A 22,995-nucleotide genomic window follows, 5' to 3' on the forward strand; every position below is an offset into this window, starting at 1 on the left:
CTTTGATGACCGCAACCCCCGCCCATACAATGTGTCGCACCTATCCGCGGTGTTTTCCAGTACGATGGGCGCAGCTGATGCACATCGTGCGGGCATCAGCTGACGTGGGATGCGGCAGAGCTTCGACCTGCCGCGGTGGTATCGATGGTCGAGATTGCAGGCCGGGAGGACAATTTGAAGAGCAGAATTTTGTCCGTCGCGATATTCGCGGGGCTACTGATTGCTACCGGTGCGCAGGCCGAGCCGGTGTTGCAGGGCAAGGACGCTTATGGCGATTGGCGGGCCGACAAGCCCGGCACGGTCAGGCTGATCCGGCCGCGGGATCTGGTCAGGCCCGGCGCCACGCGGTCGGTTGCGAGCTCGTCGCGCGTGGTGCCGCGCCCGGCCGAGGCTGCGCTCCAGGTGCCGGCGGGCTTCAAGATCGAACTGTTCGCCGAAGGACTGCGCGCGCCACGCATCATCAGGGTTGCGCCGAATGGCGACGTCTTCGTCGCGGAGACGCGGGCCGGCACCATCCGTGTGTTGCGGGCCGGGGAGGGCAACAAGCTCGCGACCAACGAGGTGTTTGCCAGCGGCCTGAGGCAGCCGTTCGGCATCGCCTTCTTCCCGAACGGGGACAATCCGCAATGGGTCTATGTCGCCAACACCGATAGCGTCGTCCGCTTTCCCTATCAGGCCGGCGATCTCAAGGCGCGCGGCAAGGCCGAGACGATCGTGCCGAGCCTGCCGCATGACGGCGGTCATTCCACCCGCGACATCGTCTTCACGCCCGACAACAAGCGCATGCTGGTCTCCGTCGGTTCGCTCAGCAACGTTGCGGAAGGCATGGGCACGCCCCCGGGCGGGATGGAGGCGTGGGCGAAAACGCAACCGCTCGGCGCAGCCTGGGCCAGTGAGACCGAACGCGCGGCGGTGCTGGCTTTCAATCCCGATGGCAAGGAGCGGAAGATCTACGCCACCGGCATCCGCAATTGCGTCGGCCTTGCGATCCAGCCGCAGACCGGTCTGCCCTGGTGCTCGACCAACGAGCGCGATGGCCTCGGCGACGATCTCGTGCCCGACTACGTGACCAGCGTGAAGGAAGGCGCGTTCTACGGCTGGCCCTGGTTCTATATCGGCGCCAACGAAGACCCACGCCACGCCGGTGCGCGGCCGGATATCAAGGACAAGGTGACGGTCCCCGATCTGCTGGTGCAGCCGCACTCGGCCTCGCTCGGCATGATTTTCTATCAGGGCACGCAGTTTCCGCCCGAGTATCAGAGCGACGCGTTCGCCGCGGAGCACGGCTCCTGGAACCGGTCGAAGCGCACCGGCTACAAGGTGATCCGCATCCGGATCAAGGACGGCAAGCCGACGGGTGAGTACGAGGATTTCGTCACGGGTTTTGTCGTCAGCGACATGGAAGTGTGGGGGCGGCCGGTGGGAGTCGCGGTGGCGAAGGACGGATCGCTGCTGATCTCGGAGGATGGCAACGGCACGATCTGGCGGGTGACGCACGCGCCGCAGTGACGGTGCATCCTCTCCCCTTGCGGGAGAGGGTGGCGCACCGCACCGGCAGCTTCTAACCCCGTCTCACGCTGGCCCCACCATCCACCGGTAGCGTCACGCCCGTAATGAAGTTTGCCTCATCCGACGCCAAAAACAGCGCAGCGTTCGCGACGTCCCATCCGGTGCCCATTTTCTTGCGCAGCGGCACCTTGCTGTCGCGTTCGGCCTCGACCTCGGCGCGGGTCTTGTGCCATTCGCGGGCGCGGGTGTCGACGGCCATCGGGGTGTTCATCAGGCCGGGCAGGATGACGTTGGCGCGGATGCCGTATTCGGCGTTCTGGTAGGCGAGCTGTTCGGTGAAGGCGATCATCGCCGACTTCGTCGCCTTGTAGGCGACGTAAGGATAATTCGTGATCGCCGCCATCGAGGAGATGTTGATGATGGCGCCGCTTCCTTGCGCGCGCATGATCGGGATCACTTCTTTTGCCGCCAGAATGCAGCTTTTCAGATTGATGGCGACGACGCGGTCGAACACTTCCTCGGTCAGTTGCAGCAGCTCGGCATCGCCGCCGGACAGGCTGACACCGACATTGTTGTGCAGCACGTCGATCCGGCCCCAGCGCGACTGGGCGTCCTTGACCATCGCCTTGATGTCGGCCGACTTCGTGACGTCGGCCTTGAAGGCCGCGGCGGTGCCATGTTTCGCGGTGATCATCGCCACCGTTTCCTGCGCCGATTCCAGATGATGATCGACGCACAAGACCTTTGCGCCTTCGCGCGCGAAGGTCAGCGCGGTGGCGCGGCCATTGCCCATGCCTTCGCCGGGGCTTTGCCCGGCTCCGACGACGATGGCGACCTTGTCCTTCAAGCGCATCTCGGTTCACTCCCTGATCCCGTATTTCTCATTATTTTCGTGCAGATTAGCAATCGTCCCGACCGGGGAGAAGGGCGCGGCTTCTGCGTTCATGTCATTGACATCGCATGGAATTGCATGTTGCGCGGGCCCAACGCGCATGGCTGGCCCTTGCGGTTCAGGAACCGTTCTGAGGCCGCCGCGTTTGTTGCGGAGCCTTTCCCGCGCTAGGCTCTGTCCCGGGGCTTCCCAACCGCCAGTGGCTTGCCGATGAATCTGCTCGACCCACAAGGGCCCGTGGCTGCGGCCAACAGCACCATTCTGGTCGATTCCGTCTTCATCATGCTCGTGATCGTGGTGCCGACCATTTTCGCGATTCTCGGCTTTGCGTTCTGGTTTCGCGCCTCGAATCCAAAAGCGCGCTACCAGCCCGACTTCGTCTATTCCGGCCGCGTCGAGATGGTGGTGTGGGCGATCCCTGCGCTCACCGTCATCCTGCTCGGCGGCGTCGCCTGGATCGGCTCGCATCAACTCGATCCCGCAGCACCGGTGCCGGGGACCGGAAGCCCGGTGCGGATCCAAGCGGTTTCGCTCGACTGGAAATGGCTGTTCATCTATCCGGACCAGCGCATCGCCACCGTCAACACGCTGACCGTGCCGGCCGGCGCCGAGCTGAACTTTCAGCTGACGTCGTCGAGCGTGATGAACACGTTCTTCATCCCGCAGCTCGGCAGCATGATCTACACCATGAACGGCATGGTGACGAAGCTGAACCTGCGCGCCGACAACGAAGGCAAGCTGCAGGGGTTGTCCGCGCATTTCTCCGGCGACGGCTTTCCCGACATGATGTTCGACGTCAACGTCGTCTCGCCGCTCGCCTTTCCTGAATGGGTGGCGACCACGGCGAAGACCGATGCCGTGCTGAATGAGGACAGCTACAAGAAGCTGATGCAGCAGGGCGTCGAGAAGGGCAGGCCAATCTATCGCCTGGAAGATCCCCGCCTGTTCGACCTGATCGCGACTCAGCACATTCCGCCGGGACCGGGGCCGGAGCTGCTCTCCGATGCAGGCCGTCCGCACAGTGGAGGCCATGATGCTCGGTAAGCTCGATTGGTCGGCCATTCCGTTCGATCAGCCCATCCCGCTGGTCGCGGGCGCAGTGGTGCTGGTCGCGATCCTCGGCGTGCTGACCTGGGTCGTGGTGAAGGGGCATCTGCCCTATCTCTGGAGCGAATGGATCACCAGCGTCGATCACAAGCGCATCGGCGTCATGTACATCCTGCTGGCCTCGGTGATGCTGCTGCGCGGCGGCAGCGACGCCATCATGATGCGGATCCAGCAGGCCGTCGCCTACCAGTCGCAGGGCTACCTGCCGCCGGAGCACTACAACCAGATCTTCTCGGCGCACGGCACCATCATGATCTTTTTCGTGGCGATGCCGTTCGTGATCGGGCTGATGAACCTGATCGTGCCGCTGCAGCTCGGCGTGCGCGACGTCGCTTTCCCGACGCTCAATTCGGTCGGGTTCTGGCTGACCGCGACCGGTGCGCTGCTGGTCAATCTCTCGCTCGTGATCGGCGAGTTCGCGCGCACCGGCTGGCTCGCCTTTCCGCCGCTGTCGGAGCTGTCCTATTCGCCGGGCGTCGGCGTCGACTATTACGCCTGGTCGCTGCAGATATCCGGCGTCGGCACGCTGGTCGCCGGCATCAACCTTGTCACCACGGTGCTGAAGCTGCGCACCAGGGGCATGAATTATTTGCGCATGCCGATGTTCTGCTGGACCACGCTGGCCTCGAACCTCCTCATCGTCGCGGCCTTCCCGATCCTCACCGCCACGCTCGCGATGCTGCTGCTCGACCGCTACCTCGGCTTCCACTTCTTCACCAACGAGGCCGGCGGCAACGTCATGATGTTCATGAACCTGATCTGGGCCTGGGGACATCCGGAGGTCTACATCCTGGTGCTGCCGGCGTTCGGCATCTTCTCCGAGGTGGTCTCGACCTTCTCCGGCAAGGCGCTGTTCGGTTATCGCTCGATGGTGCTTGCGACCATGGCCATCTGCGTCATCTCCTTCATGGTCTGGCTGCATCATTTCTTCACGATGGGGGCAGGGCCGGACGTCAACGCCATCTTCGGCATCGCCAGCATGATCATCGCGGTGCCGACCGGCGTGAAGATCTACAATTGGCTGTTCACGATGTATGGCGGCCGCATCCGCTTCGCGACGCCGATGCTGTGGGCGGTCGGCTTCATGGTGACATTCATCATCGGTGGATTGACCGGCGTCCTGCTCGCGGTGCCACCCGCAGACTTCATGCTTCACAACAGCATGTTCCTGGTGGCGCACTTCCACAACGTTATCATCGGCGGCGTGTTGTTCGGCGCCTTCGCCGGCTTCGAATACTGGTTTCCCAAGGCGTTTGGTTTCCGCCTCGACGAGCGCTGGGGCAAGCTGGCGTTCTGGTTCACCTTTCTCGGCTTCTTCATCACCTTCATCCCGCTCTACATCGCCGGCATGCTCGGCATGACCCGGCGGATGCAGCATTATGACGTCGCGGCGTGGCGGCCCTGGATGATCGTTGCAGCAATTGGCATGGCCGTGCTCACGATCGGGGTGATCTGCCAGATCATGCAGCTCGTGGTCAGCATCCGCAACCGCGAGGCGCTGCGCGACCGTACCGGCGATCCCTGGGACGGCCGCTCGCTGGAATGGGCGACCTCGTCGCCGCCGCCGGTGTTCAACTTCGCCTTCAATCCCGATGTGCGCGGCGAGGACGCCTATTGGGACATGAAAGTCCATGCCCAGCAGCAATCGCTCGAACGCGACAGGCCGGAATATCAGGACATCGAGATGCCCCGGAATTCCCCGACCGGCTTCGTCTGCGCGTTCTTCGCCACCGTCATGGGCTTTGCAGTCATCTGGCACATCTGGTGGATGGTGATTTTGGGCGGTCTCGGCGCGTTCGCGACCTTCGTCGTTTTCGCCTGGCGCGACCATGACGAATACGTCATTCCCGCGGAGGAGGTCGCAGCGATCGACCGCATCAATCTCGAGGAACGACGCAGCCTTGTCAGCATGGCGGGGGCGGTCTGATGACGATGACTGCGACCGCCGGCCACGCGCATGCCGATCCCCATCACATCGGGCTCGTCATCGAGCATCCCGGACCCGCTTCGAAGCGGATCGTGACCGCCTACGGCTTCTGGATTTTCCTGCTCTCCGACATCGTGATGTTCTCCTGCTTCTTCGCGGCCTACGCGGTGCTGTCCGGGCAGACGGCCGGCGGCCCGAAGGGCTCGGAGATTTTCGAGCAGAGGAACGTCGCGATCGAGACCGTGTGCCTGCTGTTGTCGAGCTTTACCTGCGGCATGGCCAGCATTGCGGCCGATGTACGCAACCGGTTCTGGTTCTATCTCGGGATGACCGTGACCTGCGTGCTCGGGCTGATATTCCTCGTCATCGAGTTCCGCGAATTCGCCGATCTCGTCGCGCGCGGCTACGGCCCGTCGCGCAGCGCGTTCCTTACGGCGTTTTTCTCGCTGGTCGGCTGCCACGGCCTGCATGTCTCGGCCGGCGTGCTGTGGCTCCTCACCATGATGGCCCAGGTGTTTGCCAAGGGCTTCCGCGCCGACGTCCTGCGCCGGATGATGTGCTTTGCGCTGTTCTGGCACGCGCTCGACATCGTCTGGGTCGGGGTGTTCTCCGTCGTCTATTTGCTTGGGAGTGCCGCATGAGCGATCAGAGCCACGCGCGGAGCGACCACGACCTCGCGCCGGGCGAGGAAGAGCAACACAGTGTCGGCACCCGTATTCTCGGCTACGTCGTCGGCCTTGTCCTGGCTCTGCTGCTCACGGCGACGTCGTTCTTCATCGCCGGCACCGATCTGGTCTGGCAGCCCTCCATCCCGGTCGCGTTGATCGTGCTGGCGATCGCGCAGATGGGGGTGCATCTGGTGTTCTTCCTGCACATCACGACCGGTCCCGACAACACCAACAACGTGCTGGCGCTGGCCTTCGGCCTGCTGGTGGTCTTCCTGGTGGTGGGCGGCACGGTCTGGATCATGGCGCATCTGAACGCGAACATGCCGCCGATGGACCAGATCATGCGGATGCAGTGATAGCACCGCCCAAAAAAGAAGAGCCGCTTGTTGTGACAAGCGGCCCAAGTCTAGGGAGGAAACGCCCAAGCAAGGCAATCAGGCCGGAGCCGGATTGCTGCCAAGGAAACGCCCGCGCAAGCGCTTGCGTACCTTTATCAGTGCAGCAACTCGCGAAGGGGTTCAATTCCGGATCAATACGGTCATGGACTACTACTCACGGATGCGTGAGGGAATTTTTCACTTCGGCCGGCGGCAATTGTAGGCCTTGCGGAAGCCGGCCGCCTGGGCATCGTCCTCCGAGCAGAACCAGCGGTCCGGCTTGGTGGTCGCGGGGTAGCTCGGGCAACCCCGCAGATGATAGATGCCGATGTTGCCGGTGACGCGTGCGCGCACCGCGAGCTTTCCCTTGATGCTGCAACTCGGCGGCATCGTCAGCTCCTCCGGGAACAGCACGGCGCGAATTTCCTTGTCGCGGTCCGGACGGCAGGCGGCGCCCAGCAGTGCGCCGTCCTTCTTGCCCGCGCGGAAGTCTTGCGGCGCAACAAAACAGCCCTTCCAGATCCCGGCGGCGGCCGACTTGGCCTCGGCCACGGCCGGCTTGACGTTCGCCTTGATCGGCTCGCGGGCGACGGCAAAGCCGAGCTTGACCAGCTGCTCGTTCAGGCTGGCCTTGTCGCCCTCGGCCGTGCAGATCGCCCGGTGCCGTTTGCCAAAGCTCTTCTCCGGCCCGACATCGTCACAGCGCACGGAGCGCTTGTTGATCAGCTTCGCCAACTGGTCGCGAGCCTCGATGCCGCAGGTCCAGGAATCGGCGTGGTCGTCGATGCAGACCTGGTCGAGCTCGGGCGCGTCGACGCCGTCAAGCCGGTAGGTGACGTCGCCAAGCTGGATGGAGTTGCCGTCGCGGACTGTCGCGGCGGCGGTCAGCGCGGAAGCCGGCTCGGAAGACGCCAGGACTCCGGACAAGGCGAAAAACAAAACGAGCGCAAAAGCGCGGGCGGCGGCAAAGACATTTCGGAAGGACATGCGGTCTCGCTATCGATTGCTCGTGCGCCTGTTCCTAGCATCCGGATGTGGCGATACCAATGGTCTGCACCCTGCGAAGTGCGACATTCCGGCCCCGCGGCTTTACTCCCCGCCCGCTCTGACCCTATCGTTCGCAGGCCTTGCGGACCGTGCAGGCCGAATCGCCCGGGAAGCGGCGAGGGCGGGAGGAAAAGGTTGCGATGAAAGACCCCGTGGACGTCCTGATCATCGGCGCCGGCGCTTCGGGCGCGGCGGTGGCGTGGTCGCTGGCCGAGACCAAGATGCACATTCTCTGCCTGGAGCAGGGCGGCTGGATGAACCCGGCGGAATATCCCAGCACGGGCCGGGACTGGGAGGCCAAGTTCTACGGCGAGTGGTCGTCGAGCCCGAACGTGCGCGGCCGGCCCGAGGACTATCCGATCAACGACGACAATTCGCCGATCAAGGTCGTGAACTACAACGCGGTCGGCGGCTCCACGGTGATGTACACCGCGCACTGGCCGCGGCTGCATCCCTCCGATTTCAAGGTGAGGACGCTGGACGGCGTCGCCGACGACTGGCCGATCGATTACGACGCGCTGACCCCGTTCTTCGAGGAGAACGATCGGATCATGGGCACGTCGGGCTTGTCAGGCGATCCGCTCTCGCCGCTGACGCATCCGCCGATGCCGCAACAGCCGCTCGGATTGTCCGGCGCCATCATCGGCAAGGCCATGAACAAGCTCGGCTGGCACTGGTGGCCGTCGGATACGACGGTCGCGACGATGGACTATGAGGGCCGGGCGCGCTGCATCAATCTCGGCCATTGCACGCCGGCCTGCGCGCAAGGCGCCAAATCTTCCACCGACATCACCTATTGGCCACAGGCGATCCGTGCCGGCGTCGAGCTGCGCACCCATTGCCGGGTACGTGAGATCACCACCGACGAGAGTGGCATGGCCTCCGGCGTGGTCTATTACGACAAGGACGGCGTCGAGCAGTTCCAGCCCGCGCATGTCGTCATCATCGCCTGCAACGGCGTCGGCACGCCGCGGCTTTTGCTGAATTCGGCGTCAAACCGCTTTCCGAACGGCCTTGCCAATTCGTCGGGCCTCGTCGGCAAGAATTTGATGTTCCATCCCTATGCGCAGATCTACGGCTATGTGAAGGAGCCGACCGATAGCAACCGCGCGCCGCCGACCTGCCTGTGGAGCAAGCAGTGGTACGACACCGACCCTTCGCGCGGCTTCGTGCGCGGCTATGGCGTTCAGTTCGTGCGCGGGGCCGGACCGGTGTTCGAGGCTGTCGTCAGCGAGCAGAAGGGCATTCTGCCCTGGGGCGAGGATCATCACCGCGTCTTCCGCAAGCTGAACGGCCACCGGCTCGGATTTTCCGCGATCTGCGAGGATCTGCCGGAGGAGCATAATCGCGTCACGCTCGACCCGGTCCTGAAAGACAGTCACGGCATTCCCGCGCCGAAGATCGACTACACGATCAGCGAGAACAGCCGGAAGATGATGGAGCATGCGTTGGCGCGCGGCCGGGAGATTTTGGAGACCGCGGGCGCCACCGACATCTGCATCAATTCGCCGATCCCCTGGGGCGGCTGGCACCTGCTCGGTACCGCGCGGATGGGCACCGACCCGGAGCGCTCCGTGGTCAATGAATGGGGCCGCACGCACGACGTCAAGAATCTCTTCATCGTCGACGGCAGCATCTTCGTCACGTCGGGCGGCGTGAACCCGACCTCCACCATCCAGGCCCTCGCGCTCTACATCGCCGACCAGATGAAGCAGCGCCTCGCCAATTTGTTTGATTAAGGCCGCCATGTCCGCAGACAATCTCACGCGCACCCAACGCGACGACCTCCGCAGCATCGCCGCGATGATCGTTCCCGCCAGCGACGAGTACAAGGTGCCCGGCGCGGACGATCCCGCGATCCAGGCAGATATGCTCGCAACGCTTGGCCGCGATACCAAATTGGTCGCGGCCGCGCTGGATGATCTGGCGCGGCTGGCAGGAGCGCCGCTCGCCGAGCTCGATGCCACCAGACGCGATGCGGTGGCGCAGGAGTTTCGCAAGCACGGCGGCGTCGCCGCCGCGACGCTCGTCCGTGTCGTGCTGCAATGCTACTACCGCGACGACCGCGTGCTGGGTTCGCTGGGGATCGAGCTACGGGCGCCATTCCCGAAGGGCCATGTGCTTCCGGATGGGGACTGGTCGCTGCTCGATCCGGTGAAGGCGAGGGCAGGCACGCTGCGGCGGGCGCCCTAGCCATCTGGGCAGTCCAGCCCTGCGCGCCCGACGGGCACCTTGCGCGGCCGGGCACAGGCCACCATCTGTGTGAGCCTTCAAGGACTCTTGCCATGCTGGATTTCACCTCTGATATCGTCGATGACGCCGCGTCATCGCGAACGACAGCATCTGCGCCGGCCGATGACCGGGCGTTGCTGGACGCCTATTCCAATGCCGTGATCGATGTGACCGACCGGGTCGGCCCCGCGGTCGTGCGTGTCGAGACCGGGCCAAAAGTGCCGAACGGCCGTGAGCGCGGCGGGCTCGGCTCGGGCATCGTGATCTCGCCTGATGGCCTCGTCCTCACCAACAGCCACGTGGTCGGCATGTCGAAGGAGATCCGGCTGCGCGACGTCGAGGGCCATGTCGGCGAAGCCCAGGTGCTCGGCGTCGATCCCGATACCGATCTTGCGCTGCTGCGCGCCAACGGCGTGCGCCATTTGCCCTATGCCGCGCTCGGCAATTCCAAGACGCTGCGCCGCGGCCAGCTCGTGATCGCGATCGGCAATCCGCTCGGTTTCGAATCGACCGTGACCGCCGGCGTGGTCTCGGCGCTCGGCCGCTCGATCCGCTCGGTGAGCGGGCGCACCATCGAGGACGTGATCCAGACCGACGCCGCGCTCAACCCTGGCAATTCCGGCGGCCCGCTGCTGTCGTCGAATGCCGAGGTGATCGGCATCAACACTGCCATCATCAACGGCGCTCAAGGCATCTGCTTCGCGGTTGCCAGCAACACCGCGCAATTCGTGCTGTCGGAGATCATCCGTCACGGCTATGTCCGTCGCGCCTATATCGGCGTCGCCGGACAGACCGCGCCGATCCCACGGCGGCATGCGCTGCTGGCCGGCATCGAAAACAAGATGGGCGCATTGCTCGCGCAGATCGAGCCGGAGGGTCCGGCGGCGAAGGCGGGCCTGTTGCCTGGCGACGTCGTCATCAGGCTCGACGGCGTTGAGATCAACGGCGTCGACGATTTGATCCGCGTGCTCGACCGCGACCGCATCGGCCGGCGGCTCGCCATGAACGTGCTGCGGCTCGGCCGCCTGCGGGCGATCGATATCGACCCGATCGAGCGCAAGCCGCAGCGCTAGCGCCGAAGGGGCGAGGCGAGGTATGACGGTGTCATGCCTCGCCTTCGGAAACCCGCCGCATGATGCCGGCGCATGAGACCTACGACGTCATTGTCATCGGCGCCGGTGCCGGCGGCATGACGGCGGCGGCCGTGGCCGCTGCGCAAGGCCTGCGCGTGCTGGTGATCGAGAAGACCGCGTTCGTCGGCGGCACCACCGCCTGGTCCGGCGGGATGGTCTGGATTCCGGCCAATGCCAGGATGAGGGAGGCCGGGCTCTCCGACAGCGTCGCGGATGCCGTCCAGTATCTGTCGAGCACGGTGCCCGAGCCCGCCAATGCCGGCCTGCGCGCCGCCTTCCTCGCACGCGGGCCCGAGGCGATCGCCTATCTCGAAGCCAACACGGAAGTTCGCCTCCAGCCGGTGAAGGCCTGTCCGGATTGTTATCCGGAGCGGCTGGGCGCAACCGCTGGCGGCCGCGTGCTGGAGTCGGTCGGTTTCGACGGCAGGCGGCTCGGCGGCGCTTTTGCGCGATTGCGGCCACCGTTGCCGGAGTTCACGCTGTTCGGCGGGATGATGGTCGATCCTCGCGACGTTTCGCATTTGCGCAGTGTTGGAACATCGCTGCGCTCGACCCTGCGTGCGGCGCGGCTGATCTCTCGATATGCGCTGCAGCGGCTGCGGAGCCGGCGCGGCACGTCGCTGTATCTCGGCAACGCACTTGCCGCGCAGCTCTATGCTTCGCTGCTGGCGCGGCAAGTTGAAGTTCTCTTCAGCGCCGACGTCGAAGACCTCTCGATGCAGGGCGACCGCGTCAGTGGCGTGGTGATCCGTCATGGCTCGCGCGACCGGCCGATCGCAGCGCGCCGCGGCGTGGTGCTGTCAACCGGCGGGTTCTCGCACGACGCCGTATTGCGCAAGCGCTTTTTCCCGGCGGCGGCTGGCTTCGTCTCGGCGACCAACCCTTCCAGCACCGGCGACGGACTTCGGCTGGCGGCAGCGACAGGCGCCGCGCTCAATGCGGATGCGACCAGCCCGGCCTATTGGGTGCCGGCCTCGCTATTCCGCCGCGCCGACGGCAGCCGCGGCGTGTTCCCGCACCTTGTGGCCGACCGCGCCAAGCCCGGCGTGATCGCCGTCAACACAGCGGGCCGACGTTTCGTCAACGAGGCGCTGTCTTACCACGAATTCGTGCTGGCCATGCTGCGCGACAGCAATGGCGAAGCGGACCGGCCGTTCTATTTGATTTGCGATCGTCGGTTCCTGTGGGCTTACGGCCTCGGCCGGATCAGGCCGTTCACGCGGAGCTATCGGCGCTATGTGGCGAGCGGCGAGTTGATCGAGGCGCCTGATATCGCGGGCCTCGCGGCGAAGATCGGCATCAAGCCGCGGGTGCTGGCGGCGACGATCGCGAGCTACAACGAAGGCGCGAAGGAGGGGCGCGATGGCGAATTCGGCCGCGGCAGCACCATCTATCAACGCCATCTCGGCGATGCCGCTCACAAGCCTAATCCCTGCGTTGCGCCCATCCTCCGCGCCCCGTACTTCGCGATGCGCATCCATCCGGCCGATCTCGGCACGGCCGTCGGCATGAAGGTCGATCCGCAAGCCCGGGTGCTGCGCGCGGACGGCACGCCGATCGCGGGCCTTTACGCCTGCGGCAATGACATGGGCTCGATCATGAACGGGAATTATCCGGGACCGGGCATCACGCTGGGGCCGGCACTGGTGTTTGGATATATCGCAGGAAGGCATCTGGCGGAGGGAAGCGTCACACGTGAGACCGCTGCAGGCGTGTCGGCGTCGGTTTAGCTATTTCCACCGCTGCCATGCTCCGCGAAAGCGGGGCATGCAGTACGCCGCGGCCCATCGGTTCAATCACAACCGCCTCGGAGTACTGGATCGCCCGGTCCCGGCTCCGCCAAGGCTACGCCGCGGCCCACACGAGCACACGAGCGCTTGGCACGCCGAAGCTTAAGCGAAGGCGGCAAGCCGGGCGACGACACTGAGTATGTGGCGAGACTCTGGATTGCTTCGTCGCATGGCTCCTCGCAATGACGGGGAGAGAGCCTGCGTTCTTAGCCGCTACTCCGCCGCCGCCGCAAAACGGCTGTTCTCCAGCTCCGCCTCCAGCCGTGCCGTCTCGGCCGCCGCCAGCTTGATGTTGGTCTCCTTGACGTGGCCGAAGCCTCGGATCGTCTCGGGCACGCGCGCGAGGCGTGCCAGCAGCGGGATCTGCTCTGCCTTCAGCCCGGCCATCCGCTGATCAATCATCGCCAGATAATCCTCAACCAGCTTGCGCTCGGTCCGGCGCTCCTCGGTGCGGTCAAACGGATCGAGGGCGCTGCCGCGCAGGAACTTGAGCTTGGCGAGAACGCGGAAGGCATGGATCATCCAGCCGCCGAACTCCTGCTTCTGCAGCCGGCCCGTCGACTTGTCGCGCTTGGCGAAGATCGGTGGTGCCAAATGGTATTTCAGGGTGAAGTCGCCGTCGAATCTCTCCGAGACCTTCTTCGCGAAGCTGCCGTCGGTGTAGAGCCGGGCGACCTCGTACTCGTCCTTGTAGGACATCAGCTTGAACAGATTTTTCGCGACGGCCTCGGTCAGCTCGGTTGACGCGGGAGAGGCGAATGTTTCCGCCTTGCGTACCTTGGCGACGGCCGCGAGATAGCGGTCGGCATAGGCCTTGTCCTGATAGCTGGTCAAAAACTCCGTGCGCGTCGCGACGATGTCGTCGAGCGACTTCGTCGGCGCCGACGCTCGGCTCTTGAACTGCAGCACGCTGCGCACCCGCGACATGTCGTGGGCGGCCAGGCGTCCCCAGGTGAAGGCGAGCTTGTTCATCTCGATCGCGGCACCGTTGATCTCGATGGCGCGCAGCAGCGCCTCCAGCGACAGCGGGATCGCGCCCTTCTGGAAGGCGAAGCCGAGCATGAAGGGGTTGGTGGCGATGCTGTCGCCCATCAGCGCGGCGGCAATGCCCGTGGCGTCGATAATATCGAGGTTCTTGTCGCCGACGGCGTCGCGCAGCACGGTCTGCATCGTGCCCATCTCGAAGTCGAGATCGGGGTTTTGCACGAAGCTCGCGGTCGGCTGCAAATCGGCGTTGATGTAGGCTTTGGTCACGCCACGTTCGGCGCGGCTGAGCGCGGTGGGGCCGGCCGAGACGATCATGTCGCAACCGAGAATGACGTCGGCGCCGCCGGTGGTGATGCGGACCGCGGAGATGTCTTCAGGCTTCCGTGCGATGCGGACATGGCTCATCACGGCGCCGTTCTTCTGCGACAGGCCGGTGAAGTCGAGCGCCGAGCAGCCGCGGCCGTCGACATGGGCCGCCATGCCGAGCAGGGCGCCGATGGTGATGACGCCGGTGCCGCCGATGCCGGTGACGAGGATGTTGTAGGGCGCGTCCAGCTCGCGTGCGGGCGGCAGCGGCAAATCGGCGAACAGCTGGCCGGAATCGACGGCCGAAGTCTTCATGCGCTTGAGCGAACCGCCATGGACGGTCACAAAACTCGGGCAAAAGCCCTCGACGCAGGAAAAGTCCTTGTTGCAGTTCGACTGGTCGATCTGGCGCTTGCGGCCGAACTCGGTCTCCAGCGGCTGCACCGAGACGCAGTTGGAGGCCTGCGAGCAGTCGCCGCAACCTTCACAGACCAGCTCGTTGATGAAGGCGCGCTTGGCGGGATCGGGATAAAGCCCGCGCTTGCGGCGTCGGCGCTTTTCCGCGGCGCAGGTCTGGTCGTAGATCACGACCGTGAGACCCTTGATGTCGCGCAGCTCGCGCTGGACAGCATCGAGCTCGCGGCGGTGATGGATGGTCGCGCCTTGCGGGAAGTAGTTTCCTTGCGGGTACTTGCCCGGATCGTCCGAGACGATTGCCAGGCGCTTGACGCCCTCGGCCCAGACCTGATGCGCGATCTGCGCGACGTTGAAGGCCCCTTCGGCGGGCTGGCCGCCGGTCATGGCGACGGCGTCGTTATAAAGGATCTTGTAGGTGATGTTGATGCCGGCGGCCGATGCCGCGCGGAGCGCCAACAGCCCGGAATGGGTGTAGGTGCCGTCGCCGAGATTCTGGAAGATGTGCGTCTCGCTCGTGAAGGGCGACTGGCCGATCCAGTTCACGCCCTCGGCGCCCATATGCGAGATCAGATCGGTGCGGCGGGTCGGCATGCTCAGGGCCATGCCGTGGCAGCCAATGCCAGCCATGGCGCGGCTGCCTTCAGGCACGCGGGTCGAGGTGTTGTGCGGACAACCCGAGCAGAAGAACGGCGTGCGAGCCAGCTTGATCTGCGTGCCGGTGGTGACCGGATTGTCGAAGGCCTCGAGCCGCGCGAGGCGCTGCTCCAGCACCGGGCTGTGATGGCCGAGCTTGCGTAAGCGCGCGACCAGCGCGCCGGCGACGATGGTCGGCGTCAGCTCGCCCTCGCTCGGGAGCAGCGGCGCGCCGCTTTCGTCGCGCTTGCCCGTGATCGTCGGGCGCCGCGATGCATCGATGTTGTAGAGGATGCGCATCAGCTGGTCTTCGATGAAGCCGCGCTTCTCCTCGACCACGAGCACGTCTTGCAGACCCTCGGCGAAACGCTTGGCGCCGCTTTCTTCCAGCGGCCAAGTCAGGGCAACCTTGTAGATGCGAAGACCGAGGTCCTGCGCGTCCTTGTCGGTGATGCCGAGATCAGCCAGCGCCTGGCGCAGATCGAGATAGGCCTTGCCGGTCGCGACGATGCCGAGCCGCGCAGGCTTGGAATCGAGCACGATGCGGTCGAGCTGGTTGGCGCGGGCGAAGGCCTGCACCGCCGCCATTTTCGGGCCGAACAGGCGCCGCTCCGCTTCCAGCGGCGGATCGGGCCAGCGGATGTTGAGGCCGCCGGGCGGCATCTCGAAATCGTCAGGGAGCACGATCTTGATGCGTTCAGGGTCGCTGTCGATCGACGCCGAACTCTCCACGGTTTCGCTGATCGCCTTGAAGCCGACCCAGCAGCCGGAGAAGCGCGACAGCGCAAAACCGTAGAGGCCGAGATCGAGATAGTCCTGCAGCGTTGCCGGATTGATCACGGGGATCAGCGCAGCTGCGAACACCTGCTCGCTCTGATGCGCCAGCGTCGAGGACTGGCAGCCGTGGTCGTCGCCGGCCAGCGCAAGCACGCCGCCGTTGAGCGAGGTACCGGCGGCGTTGGCGTGCTTGAGGGCATCGACCGAGCGGTCGACGCCTGGGCCCTTGCCGTACCAGATGCCGAATACGCCATCGACCTTGGCGCCCGGAAACAAGCCGACCTGCTGGCTGCCCCAGACCGCAGTCGCCGCCAGATCCTCGTTCAGGCCAGGGACGAAGGCGATGTCATGCTGCTGGAGATGCGACTTCGCGCGCCACAGCGCGTGGTCGTACACGCCGAGCGGGGAACCGCGATAGCCGGAGATGAATCCGCCGGTGTTGAGGCCCTGGAGCCGGTCGCGTTCGCGCTGCAACATGGGCAAGCGAACCAGAGCCTGTGTGCCGGACAGGAAGATCCGCTTCGATTCGAGCCGGTATTTGTCGTCCAGCTCGACCTGCAACAGCGTCATTTCGGCAGTCCTTGTGTGGTAGTCCGGCGAGGGATTTTGCGCCGCGGGAGGCTTGCGGCTTTGCGAAGCGAGAGATGCCAGTCAAGAGCATGGGCCGGCGAAGTCAATATCGCTGGCCGCATCCGTGGCGCTCCTGCTAGTCATGGCTTCCAGTGGAGAACATCATGGCTGCAAACGCATTCGACACCGAGATCACAGCGACGGCCGAGGCCCTGATTGGACCGTGGCGCCAGCCGCGTCAGATGCTGCAAGCGCAAACCTACGACGCGCACGCGTCCATTCACGACGACGCCACCGCGCAGAAGCTCGGCTTCAAGGGCGGCACCATCGAAGGCCCGACGCATTTCAGCCAGTTCGCTCCGCTCTGCGCGCAGCTGTGGGGACACACCTGGTTCGAAACCGGCTGCCTGTCCGCGCATTATCGCAGCGTCTGCTATGAGGGCGAGGAGGTGCAGGCGATTCTGTCGAAGCCACTGCCCGGAACAAGCCAGTGCCAGATCCAGATGGTCAAGCGCGACGGCACCGAGGTGCTGCGCGGCACGGCTTCGGTCGGTGAACCGCACGCAGCGACTGCGCTGGAGGCGCGCCTCGCCGAGCTCAAGCCGCTCGCCGATCCCGTCATCCTGCGCGACGTCAAGGTGGCGCAGACCGGCAAGCGGCAGACGGTCCGCATGGCGTTCGATCAGACCATGGGCGACCTCTATCCGTTCTCGCTGCGGCAGAAGCTCGCCGTCATCACCGAGAATTCGCCGTACTATTCCGGCGCCGACAACCCCTGGGGCAGACCGATCATCCCGATGGAGATGCTGAGCGTGCTGTTCCAGTATCGCTCGAAGGACGATCCGCTCCCGGCCAAGGGCCCGGCCGTCGGCCTGTTCGCCGATCAGGAGATCCGGCTGATCAAGGGCCCGCTCTTCGAGGGCGAGGAGTACGAAGTCGAGCGCGAGGTGGTCGCGCTCTCCGGCAGCCGCCGCACCGAAAGCGCCTGGGTCAGGACACGCGTGTTCGACAAGGCGGGCACCATGGTGGCCACCATGCTGCTGAACATGGCGACGATGAAGGACTCCTATGCGCCGTACGAGGAAGAGTATCGGCAGCTGTATGGGGCGTAGGAGCGATGGCTGCACCCTCTCCCCTTGTGAGGGGAGAAGGGAAGAATGCTGCCAATCGGCCGCCCATCCTTTAAGCAGATGCACGCGGCGAAGCCGTCGCACAGGGAATATGCAGACGCCGATCGCTTGCGTAACCTTCTGACTACACAACGAATTCCCTCGCGTCCGGCGCTCCACCGCAATTGTACACAATGGCACGGCGCTTGCAGAACTCCGGCAAAGAGAGTTCTCGCGAGGGGCGGGCGTCATGCTGGACTCGAGCAAGTCGACATTGGGCGTCATCAGCGCCGAGCCCGAGCCGATCAGGCTCGACTGGCCGAGCACCGCGCTTCTCATCATCGACATGCAGCGCGACTTCATGGAGCCCGGCGGCTTCGGCGAGACGCTCGGCAACGACGTCAGCCAGCTTGCGCGCGCGGTGAAGCCGATCGGCACCGTGCTGACGGCGGCGCGCGACACCGGCATGTTGGTGATCCACACCCGCGAGGGCCATCTGCCCGATCTCTCCGACGCGCCGCCGGCGAAAGTCGAGCGCGGCGCGCCGTCTTTGCGCATTGGCGACCCCGGTCCGATGGGCCGCATCCTCATTCGCGGCGAGGCCGGTCACGACATCATTCCCGAGCTCTATCCGCTCGACAGCGAGATCGTGATCGATAAGCCCGGCAAGGGCGCGTTCTACGCCACCGAGCTCGGCGACGTGCTGGAGAAATACGGCATCGAGAATCTGCTGGTGTGCGGCGTCACCACCGAAGTGTGCGTCAACACCACAGTGCGCGAGGCCAATGACCGCGGCTACCGCTGCGTCGTCATGTCGGACGGCTGCGCATCCTACTTCCCCGAGTTTCACGAGATGGGCCTGAAGATGATCAAGGCCCAGGGCGGCATCTTCGGCTGGGTCGCAACCTCAGCCGCAGTTCTGGAGGCAATGAAGGTTTCGACCACATAGGGGTATTGTCATGAGCACATTGACGGGGACGGCCGGCAAATCTGACTTGAACAAGTCCGAGTTCAAGCCGGCGCTATGGACATCGGGCGACTGGAACGCGTTTTTCGGCTTCGGCACCAACATCCTCGTCAACATGCTGGTGCTCACGGGGCTGCTGCGCTTCGTCTTGAAGATGCCGGACAGTCTGGTGTTCGGCCGCATCCTGCCCGCGCTAGGGCTGATGATGTGCCTCTCGACCTTCTACTACGCCTACCTCGCCTACCGTTTGGCGCAGAAGACCGGCCGCAACGACGTCTGCGCGCTGCCCTCGGGCGTCAGCGTGCCGCACATGTTCATCGTCACCTTCGTGATCATGCTGCCGATCACGCTGAAGACCGGTGACCCGCTCAAGGGCTGGTCGGCCGGCCTCGTCTGGGTGTTCTTCCAGAGCTTCATTCTCATGATCGGCGGTTTCATAGCGCCGTTCATCCGCAAGATCACGCCGCGCGCGGCGCTGCTCGGCACGCTTGCCGGCGTCTCTGTCACCTTCATCTCGATGCGGCCGGCGCTTGAGATGTATATGACGCCGCAGATTGGTCTCGTCTGCTTCGCCATCATCCTGGTGAGCTGGTTCGGTGGCGTGAAATATCCGCGCGGCATTCCCGCAGGCCTCGTCGCGATCGCAGTCGGCATGATCATCGCCTGGGGCTCGAACCTGTTCGGTCTTGGCCTCGGTGGACTTAGCGTCAAGGGTGTCGGCGATGCCTTCGCCAATTTCGGCTTCTCGGTGCCGATTCCCGCCGTGGGCTACGTGTTCTCCGGCTTCGAATTCCTCGGCATCATCCTGGTCACCGCCATTCCGTTCGGCATCTATGACCTCGTCGAAGCCATGGACAATGTCGAGAGCGCGGAGGCAGCGGGCGACGAATATCCAACCACGCGAGTCCTCACGGCGGACGGCGTCGTCAGCCTGATCGGCTGCCTGATGGGCAATCCCTTCATCAACGCCGTCTATATCGGCCATCCCGGCTGGAAGGCGATGGGCGGCCGCATCGGTTACTCCGCCGCAACCGGCATCATGGTGATCGTGCTGGCCTGGTTCGGCATCATCTCGGTGCTGCTGGCCCTCGTGCCCGTGGTCGCGATCTCGCCGATCCTGCTCTACATCGGCATGCTGATCGGCGCCCAGGCGTTCCAGACCACGCCGGTCAAGCACGCGCCCGCGATCGTGCTGGCGCTGACGCCGCATCTGGCCGCCTGGGCCAAGCTGCAGATCGACACGATGCTGGGCTCGACCATGAATGCGGCGGCAACCGTCGGCGGCATGGCGGCCGACAAGGCCGACGCGGTGAAGGCTGCCGCGATCGCCGCGCTGCCGCAGCAGGGCGTGTTCTACCACGGACTGGAGGTGATGGGCGGCGGCTCCATCCTCGGCGGCCTCATCCTGGGCGCGATCGGCGTCTTCATCATCGAGCGCGACTTCGAGAAGGCATCAGGCTTCGCGCTGGTCGGTGCGGTCCTGACCTATTTCGGCTTCATGCATGGCGAGGCCGTCGGCATCGGCGGCGGATTCGGTGTCACGCCCGCCGTTGCGCTGGCCTACGCCGCGATGGCCGCCGGCCTGTTCGCGGCCAGCAAGCTTGGCGCCGGCGGACACTATGCCGCCCATCCGGAGATGTCGGCCGCGCCGGCGGAATAGGAGAAGCGAAGCGGAGATTGCGGCCGGGCGGCGATATGCTGCCCGGCCGTTGCCTTTCAAGCCGCACGACAAGGCAAGTCAACCGAGCTGGTTGATCCACTCGCGGAATAGCTCCGGGCCAGCGTCGACGGCAGCTGCGAGATCGCGGGAGTCGCGCGCTGCGCGCGGCGAGTAGCCGAAGCGTTGCCGGAAGCTGCGGCTGAAATGGGCCTGGCTCACGAAGCCGAATTCAGCTGCGATCTCCGCATTCCAGCGGTCTTCGTCGGCGTCATCCAGCAGCACATGGATCGCCTCGAGCCGCCGTCCGCGGATGTAATCGGCGACGCCCGCCAGCGGCGTGAAGACCCGATAGAGCACCGAGCGCGACACGCCGATCTCGCGGCAGATGGTTGCCACCGAGAGATCGGGGTGACCGAGGTTCTGATCGATGAAACGGCTGGCGCGATGAAGGATGGCGATGTCGCGCCGGGCGAGCCCTTGCTCGCGCGGCCGCGCGGCCATGCCGAAACATCCGCGCAGCAGCCCGAGCGTCGTCTGGACCGCCTCGGGCGCCTCGTTCCCGTCCATCGCCGGAAGCCGTCGTCGCAGCAGTCCCATCTGATCGGCGAGCACGCGGCCGGCGGCGCCGTCGAGGACGAGCCCGTGCAGGTCGAGACCATCGGGCGCGGCGTTGACGATTGCATCGCGCTCGACGTCGAGGCTGATCGTGTCGGTCGCCGTGGCGATGCCGTCGAAGCGCCGGGTCAGGTCGAGCACTAGCACCTGGCCGGGGCCGGCCGAGATCGGCTCGCCGTCGACCTCGCCGCTCCAGGCGCCGCGACGGAGCAGCAGCAGCGCGAATGAGTTGCGGCCATCGGCCTTTGCCAGCGCGGCGGTTCGGGTGAAGCGCACGGGCCCCATCCTGGTGGATGCGGTCACCAGGCCGCCCAGCAGCCAGGCCTCGGCCAGAACCTCGAAGTCGTCGCTGGACGTGCCTTCGGGGACCGACACCTCGTAATGGGTGAGAATCGCGCGGTAGCGATCGAGCCGCTCGGCGGCGGGTAGCTCCGCTGTATCGAACCGCAGATACGGAATTTTCGTCATGCCAGGCCGCTCCCTCCGGCAGTTGGTCTGCAAATTGGGACGATCAGGCAAGTTTCCACGTCGTCGAACCGCAGTCTACGGACATGAATATTCATATTATCGCGCGCGGGCCAGACGTGAGTGTTTGCCGGCCCGCGCAATTTGCTAATGACTTGAAGGTGAGCGATGAGCGAGCAGGGGATGGCGGTTGCGTTGAAGCCGGCTGAGGGTCGGATCGTCGAGAGAAGGACGTCGGCCGCGAGGGGGGCTGCGCGCCGCGGGTGCGGCCGGCCCTTGCTCGGGAATTTCGCGGCTGCTGCAATCGCGCTCGCCTTCGCCTGGCTGGATGCCTCATCCGCGCGGGCGCAGTTCGTCTGCGTCGATGCCAGCAACAGTGCCGCCGGTGCAACCGCAAGCTCGTTTTCAAGCGTCGCTTGCGGAGCCAATGCAAGCGCGACGACCGAGGGCGCCGCATACGGCGCTTCGAGCGCTGCCGGTTCGGAGGCCTCGGCCTTTGGTGCCGGAAGCCTCGCCGCAGGCGGCATGAGCACGGCGCTGGGCTATCACAGCTATGCGGGCGGCTTCTGGAGCACGGCGGCCGGCGCCTCGAGTTCGGCCAGCGGCGCCAACGCTTCGGCTTTCGGCTACCAGAGTTCCGCGTTAGGCTTTGCCGGCACGGCGATCGGCTACCAGGCGGCCGCTGGCGCCTTTGCCAGTGCGGCCGTAGGCTATGGAGCGGCAGCAGGCGGCATTGCCAGCACGGCGGTTGGCAACGCCAGTCGGGCGCTCGCCGACAACGCCTTGGCGATAGGTGCCAGCGCCAACGTTTATGCAGCGGGCACAAACGGCACGGCGGTCGGCTACAATACCGGAGTGAATGGTGCCAACAGCACCGCGGTCGGCGCGAGCAACAGTGTCACCGGCAACAACAGCGGCGCGTTCGGCACCGGGCAGACCGTGCGCGGCAATGGCAGCTACGCCATCGGCGACCCCAATACGCTGAATGGCAACGGCAGCTTCGTGCTGGGCGACAACAACACCGTCAACGGCACCAATCAGGCCGGGCGGGGCGACAACGTCAATGTAGTCGGCTCCAACAACGCGGTGGCCGGCACGGCGAGCGCTGCCGGATCCTCCGTGTTCGGCTCCGGCAACACCGTCAATGCGCCCAATGCGCTGGTGATGGCGAACGCGGGGACCGTGACCGGCGCGGGCGGCATCGCAATCGGCAACACCGTTTCGGTCACTGGGGCCAATGCCTTCGCTGTCGGCAACAATTCCAGCGCCGGCTTTGCCAATTCCGCCGCCTTCGGCAATGGCGCCACAGTGACCCGCGCCAACCAGCAGACGTTCGGCACGGCCGGCAACACCTACACTATGGCCGGCATCACCTCTTCGGCCAGCAAGGCTGCGCAGAGCGGCACGACCCAGCTTGTCACTTCCGATGGCGCCGGCAATCTCGCGACCACGACGCTTGCCAATCTCGGCATCGCCTCGGCCAGCGATCTCAGCGCCATCAATGGCCAGCTCGCCAGCATCAACGGCCGCCTCGACGACCTCAGCAGCCGGACCAGCAAGGTGACCAGCGGCGTCGCCATGGCCTTTGCCATGGCCGGCGTGCCGACGCTGCTGCCGAATGAGAGTTTTGCCGTGACCATGAACTACGGGACCTTCGAGCGGGCCAACGGTCTCGCGTTCAACGCGGCACTACGTCTCAATCAGAACATGCAGTTCAACGGCGGAATAGGTTACGGACCCGACCAGCGGGTCGCCGGCGGACGCGTCGGCTTGCGCATGGGCTGGTGAGTGCATGGTCGTATCGCCA

17 protein-coding genes are annotated in these 22,995 nt (G+C 65.1%); 13 read left to right on the top strand and 4 right to left on the bottom strand.

What is annotated here, in order from left to right; translation table 11 throughout:
• Window positions 1-144 precede the first annotated feature (144 nt).
• Window positions 145-1,509, top strand: a complete 1,365-nt coding sequence (locus tag GGD62_RS36665; RefSeq protein WP_246783588.1) for a sorbosone dehydrogenase family protein — start codon at window positions 145-147, stop codon at window positions 1,507-1,509.
• 52 nt (window positions 1,510-1,561) lie between these two features.
• Here GGD62_RS36665 and GGD62_RS36670 read toward each other — a convergent pair whose 3' ends face one another.
• Window positions 1,562-2,362 carry an SDR family NAD(P)-dependent oxidoreductase gene (locus GGD62_RS36670; RefSeq protein ID WP_183237887.1) on the bottom strand — a complete coding sequence of 267 codons (801 nt, stop codon included), beginning with the start codon at window positions 2,360-2,362 and terminating at the stop codon, window positions 1,562-1,564.
• Between the two features lie 249 nt (window positions 2,363-2,611).
• On the opposite strand from GGD62_RS36670, the gene GGD62_RS36675 reads away from it, so the two are divergent.
• From GGD62_RS36675 to cyoD, 4 genes are read left to right on the top strand one after another with little or no spacing between them, the layout of a single operon-like run.
• Window positions 2,612-3,445 carry a cytochrome ubiquinol oxidase subunit II gene (locus GGD62_RS36675; RefSeq protein WP_091964603.1) on the top strand — a complete coding sequence of 278 codons (834 nt, stop codon included), beginning with the start codon at window positions 2,612-2,614 and terminating at the stop codon, window positions 3,443-3,445.
• On the top strand, window positions 3,435-5,435 hold the full coding sequence (gene cyoB, locus GGD62_RS36680) for a cytochrome o ubiquinol oxidase subunit I (protein WP_183237988.1): 2,001 nt from the start codon (window positions 3,435-3,437) through the stop codon (window positions 5,433-5,435). Before GGD62_RS36675 ends, cyoB begins: the two co-directional genes overlap by 11 nt.
• The gene (locus tag GGD62_RS36685) at window positions 5,435-6,076 is read left to right on the top strand and encodes a cytochrome (ubi)quinol oxidase subunit III (protein ID WP_018322692.1); all 642 of its coding nucleotides are present in this window, start codon (window positions 5,435-5,437) and stop codon (window positions 6,074-6,076) included. The genes cyoB and GGD62_RS36685 overlap by 1 nt, the downstream gene beginning before the upstream one ends.
• Window positions 6,073-6,459 carry a cytochrome o ubiquinol oxidase subunit IV gene (gene cyoD / locus GGD62_RS36690; protein WP_018322693.1) on the top strand — a complete coding sequence of 129 codons (387 nt, stop codon included), beginning with the start codon at window positions 6,073-6,075 and terminating at the stop codon, window positions 6,457-6,459. The genes GGD62_RS36685 and cyoD overlap by 4 nt, the downstream gene beginning before the upstream one ends.
• Before the next feature lie 219 nt (window positions 6,460-6,678).
• On the opposite strand, the gene GGD62_RS36695 is transcribed toward cyoD, so the two are convergent.
• Complete coding sequence (locus GGD62_RS36695) at window positions 6,679-7,467, bottom strand: thermonuclease family protein (protein WP_179735506.1); 789 nt, start codon at window positions 7,465-7,467, stop codon at window positions 6,679-6,681.
• A gap of 200 nt (window positions 7,468-7,667) precedes the next feature.
• On the opposite strand from GGD62_RS36695, the gene GGD62_RS36700 reads away from it, so the two are divergent.
• From GGD62_RS36700 to GGD62_RS36715, 4 genes are all read left to right on the top strand, one after another.
• Window positions 7,668-9,266 carry a GMC family oxidoreductase gene (locus GGD62_RS36700; RefSeq protein WP_018322695.1) on the top strand — a complete coding sequence of 533 codons (1,599 nt, stop codon included), beginning with the start codon at window positions 7,668-7,670 and terminating at the stop codon, window positions 9,264-9,266.
• Between the two features lie 7 nt (window positions 9,267-9,273).
• Window positions 9,274-9,720 (top strand): hypothetical protein, encoded by a 447-nt coding sequence (locus GGD62_RS36705; protein WP_092259814.1) that lies wholly within the window; start codon window positions 9,274-9,276, stop codon window positions 9,718-9,720.
• Window positions 9,721-9,812: 92 nt separating this feature from the next.
• Window positions 9,813-10,832 (top strand): S1C family serine protease, encoded by a 1,020-nt coding sequence (locus tag GGD62_RS36710; RefSeq protein WP_183713346.1) that lies wholly within the window; start codon window positions 9,813-9,815, stop codon window positions 10,830-10,832.
• Window positions 10,833-10,891: 59 nt separating this feature from the next.
• Window positions 10,892-12,622 carry an FAD-dependent oxidoreductase gene (locus tag GGD62_RS36715; protein WP_183713349.1) on the top strand — a complete coding sequence of 577 codons (1,731 nt, stop codon included), beginning with the start codon at window positions 10,892-10,894 and terminating at the stop codon, window positions 12,620-12,622.
• A 273-nt stretch (window positions 12,623-12,895) separates the two neighbouring features.
• Here GGD62_RS36715 and GGD62_RS36720 read toward each other — a convergent pair whose 3' ends face one another.
• Window positions 12,896-16,372, bottom strand: coding sequence for an indolepyruvate ferredoxin oxidoreductase family protein (locus tag GGD62_RS36720; protein WP_183713353.1), 3,477 nt, complete (start codon window positions 16,370-16,372; stop codon window positions 12,896-12,898).
• Between the two features lie 164 nt (window positions 16,373-16,536).
• Between GGD62_RS36720 and GGD62_RS36725 the strand changes: the two genes are divergently transcribed.
• From GGD62_RS36725 to GGD62_RS36735, 3 genes are all read left to right on the top strand, one after another.
• Complete coding sequence (locus tag GGD62_RS36725) at window positions 16,537-17,484, top strand: hypothetical protein (RefSeq protein WP_177237265.1); 948 nt, start codon at window positions 16,537-16,539, stop codon at window positions 17,482-17,484.
• Between the two features lie 247 nt (window positions 17,485-17,731).
• On the top strand, window positions 17,732-18,430 hold the full coding sequence (locus GGD62_RS36730; RefSeq protein WP_018322701.1) for a cysteine hydrolase family protein: 699 nt from the start codon (window positions 17,732-17,734) through the stop codon (window positions 18,428-18,430).
• 10 nt (window positions 18,431-18,440) lie between these two features.
• Complete coding sequence (locus GGD62_RS36735; protein WP_183713356.1) at window positions 18,441-20,108, top strand: regulator; 1,668 nt, start codon at window positions 18,441-18,443, stop codon at window positions 20,106-20,108.
• 78 nt (window positions 20,109-20,186) lie between these two features.
• On the opposite strand, the gene GGD62_RS36740 is transcribed toward GGD62_RS36735, so the two are convergent.
• Window positions 20,187-21,191, bottom strand: a complete 1,005-nt coding sequence (locus GGD62_RS36740) for a helix-turn-helix domain-containing protein (RefSeq protein WP_179735521.1) — start codon at window positions 21,189-21,191, stop codon at window positions 20,187-20,189.
• Window positions 21,192-21,356: 165 nt separating this feature from the next.
• On the opposite strand from GGD62_RS36740, the gene GGD62_RS36745 reads away from it, so the two are divergent.
• Window positions 21,357-22,976: a hypothetical protein gene (locus GGD62_RS36745; protein WP_246800433.1), complete on the top strand. Its 1,620-nt coding sequence runs from the start codon at window positions 21,357-21,359 to the stop codon at window positions 22,974-22,976.
• The last annotated feature ends 19 nt before the right edge of the window (window positions 22,977-22,995 follow it).

The sequence above is a fragment of the Bradyrhizobium sp. ERR14 genome (assembly GCF_014198235.1).
Lineage (GTDB): Bacteria > Pseudomonadota > Alphaproteobacteria > Rhizobiales > Xanthobacteraceae > Bradyrhizobium.

What these genes read in the sequence shown, in the direction of transcription:
- GGD62_RS36725 (WP_177237265.1), top strand. Translation starts at nt 16,537, where the DNA reads ATGGCTGCAAACGCATTCGACACCGAGATCACAGCGACGGCCGAGGCC.
- GGD62_RS36740 (WP_179735521.1), bottom strand. Translation starts at nt 21,191, where the DNA reads ATGACGAAAATTCCGTATCTGCGGTTCGATACAGCGGAGCTACCCGCC.
- GGD62_RS36715 (WP_183713349.1), top strand. Translation starts at nt 10,892, where the DNA reads ATGATGCCGGCGCATGAGACCTACGACGTCATTGTCATCGGCGCCGGT.
- GGD62_RS36705 (WP_092259814.1), top strand. Translation starts at nt 9,274, where the DNA reads ATGTCCGCAGACAATCTCACGCGCACCCAACGCGACGACCTCCGCAGC.
- GGD62_RS36685 (WP_018322692.1), top strand. Translation starts at nt 5,435, where the DNA reads ATGACGATGACTGCGACCGCCGGCCACGCGCATGCCGATCCCCATCAC.
- GGD62_RS36675 (WP_091964603.1), top strand. Translation starts at nt 2,612, where the DNA reads ATGAATCTGCTCGACCCACAAGGGCCCGTGGCTGCGGCCAACAGCACC.
- cyoB (WP_183237988.1), top strand. Translation starts at nt 3,435, where the DNA reads ATGCTCGGTAAGCTCGATTGGTCGGCCATTCCGTTCGATCAGCCCATC.
- GGD62_RS36730 (WP_018322701.1), top strand. Translation starts at nt 17,732, where the DNA reads ATGCTGGACTCGAGCAAGTCGACATTGGGCGTCATCAGCGCCGAGCCC.
- cyoD (WP_018322693.1), top strand. Translation starts at nt 6,073, where the DNA reads ATGAGCGATCAGAGCCACGCGCGGAGCGACCACGACCTCGCGCCGGGC.
- GGD62_RS36710 (WP_183713346.1), top strand. Translation starts at nt 9,813, where the DNA reads ATGCTGGATTTCACCTCTGATATCGTCGATGACGCCGCGTCATCGCGA.
- GGD62_RS36670 (WP_183237887.1), bottom strand. Translation starts at nt 2,362, where the DNA reads ATGCGCTTGAAGGACAAGGTCGCCATCGTCGTCGGAGCCGGGCAAAGC.
- GGD62_RS36695 (WP_179735506.1), bottom strand. Translation starts at nt 7,467, where the DNA reads ATGTCCTTCCGAAATGTCTTTGCCGCCGCCCGCGCTTTTGCGCTCGTT.
- GGD62_RS36665 (WP_246783588.1), top strand. Translation starts at nt 145, where the DNA reads ATGGTCGAGATTGCAGGCCGGGAGGACAATTTGAAGAGCAGAATTTTG.
- GGD62_RS36720 (WP_183713353.1), bottom strand. Translation starts at nt 16,372, where the DNA reads ATGACGCTGTTGCAGGTCGAGCTGGACGACAAATACCGGCTCGAATCG.
- GGD62_RS36700 (WP_018322695.1), top strand. Translation starts at nt 7,668, where the DNA reads ATGAAAGACCCCGTGGACGTCCTGATCATCGGCGCCGGCGCTTCGGGC.
- GGD62_RS36745 (WP_246800433.1), top strand. Translation starts at nt 21,357, where the DNA reads ATGAGCGAGCAGGGGATGGCGGTTGCGTTGAAGCCGGCTGAGGGTCGG.
- GGD62_RS36735 (WP_183713356.1), top strand. Translation starts at nt 18,441, where the DNA reads ATGAGCACATTGACGGGGACGGCCGGCAAATCTGACTTGAACAAGTCC.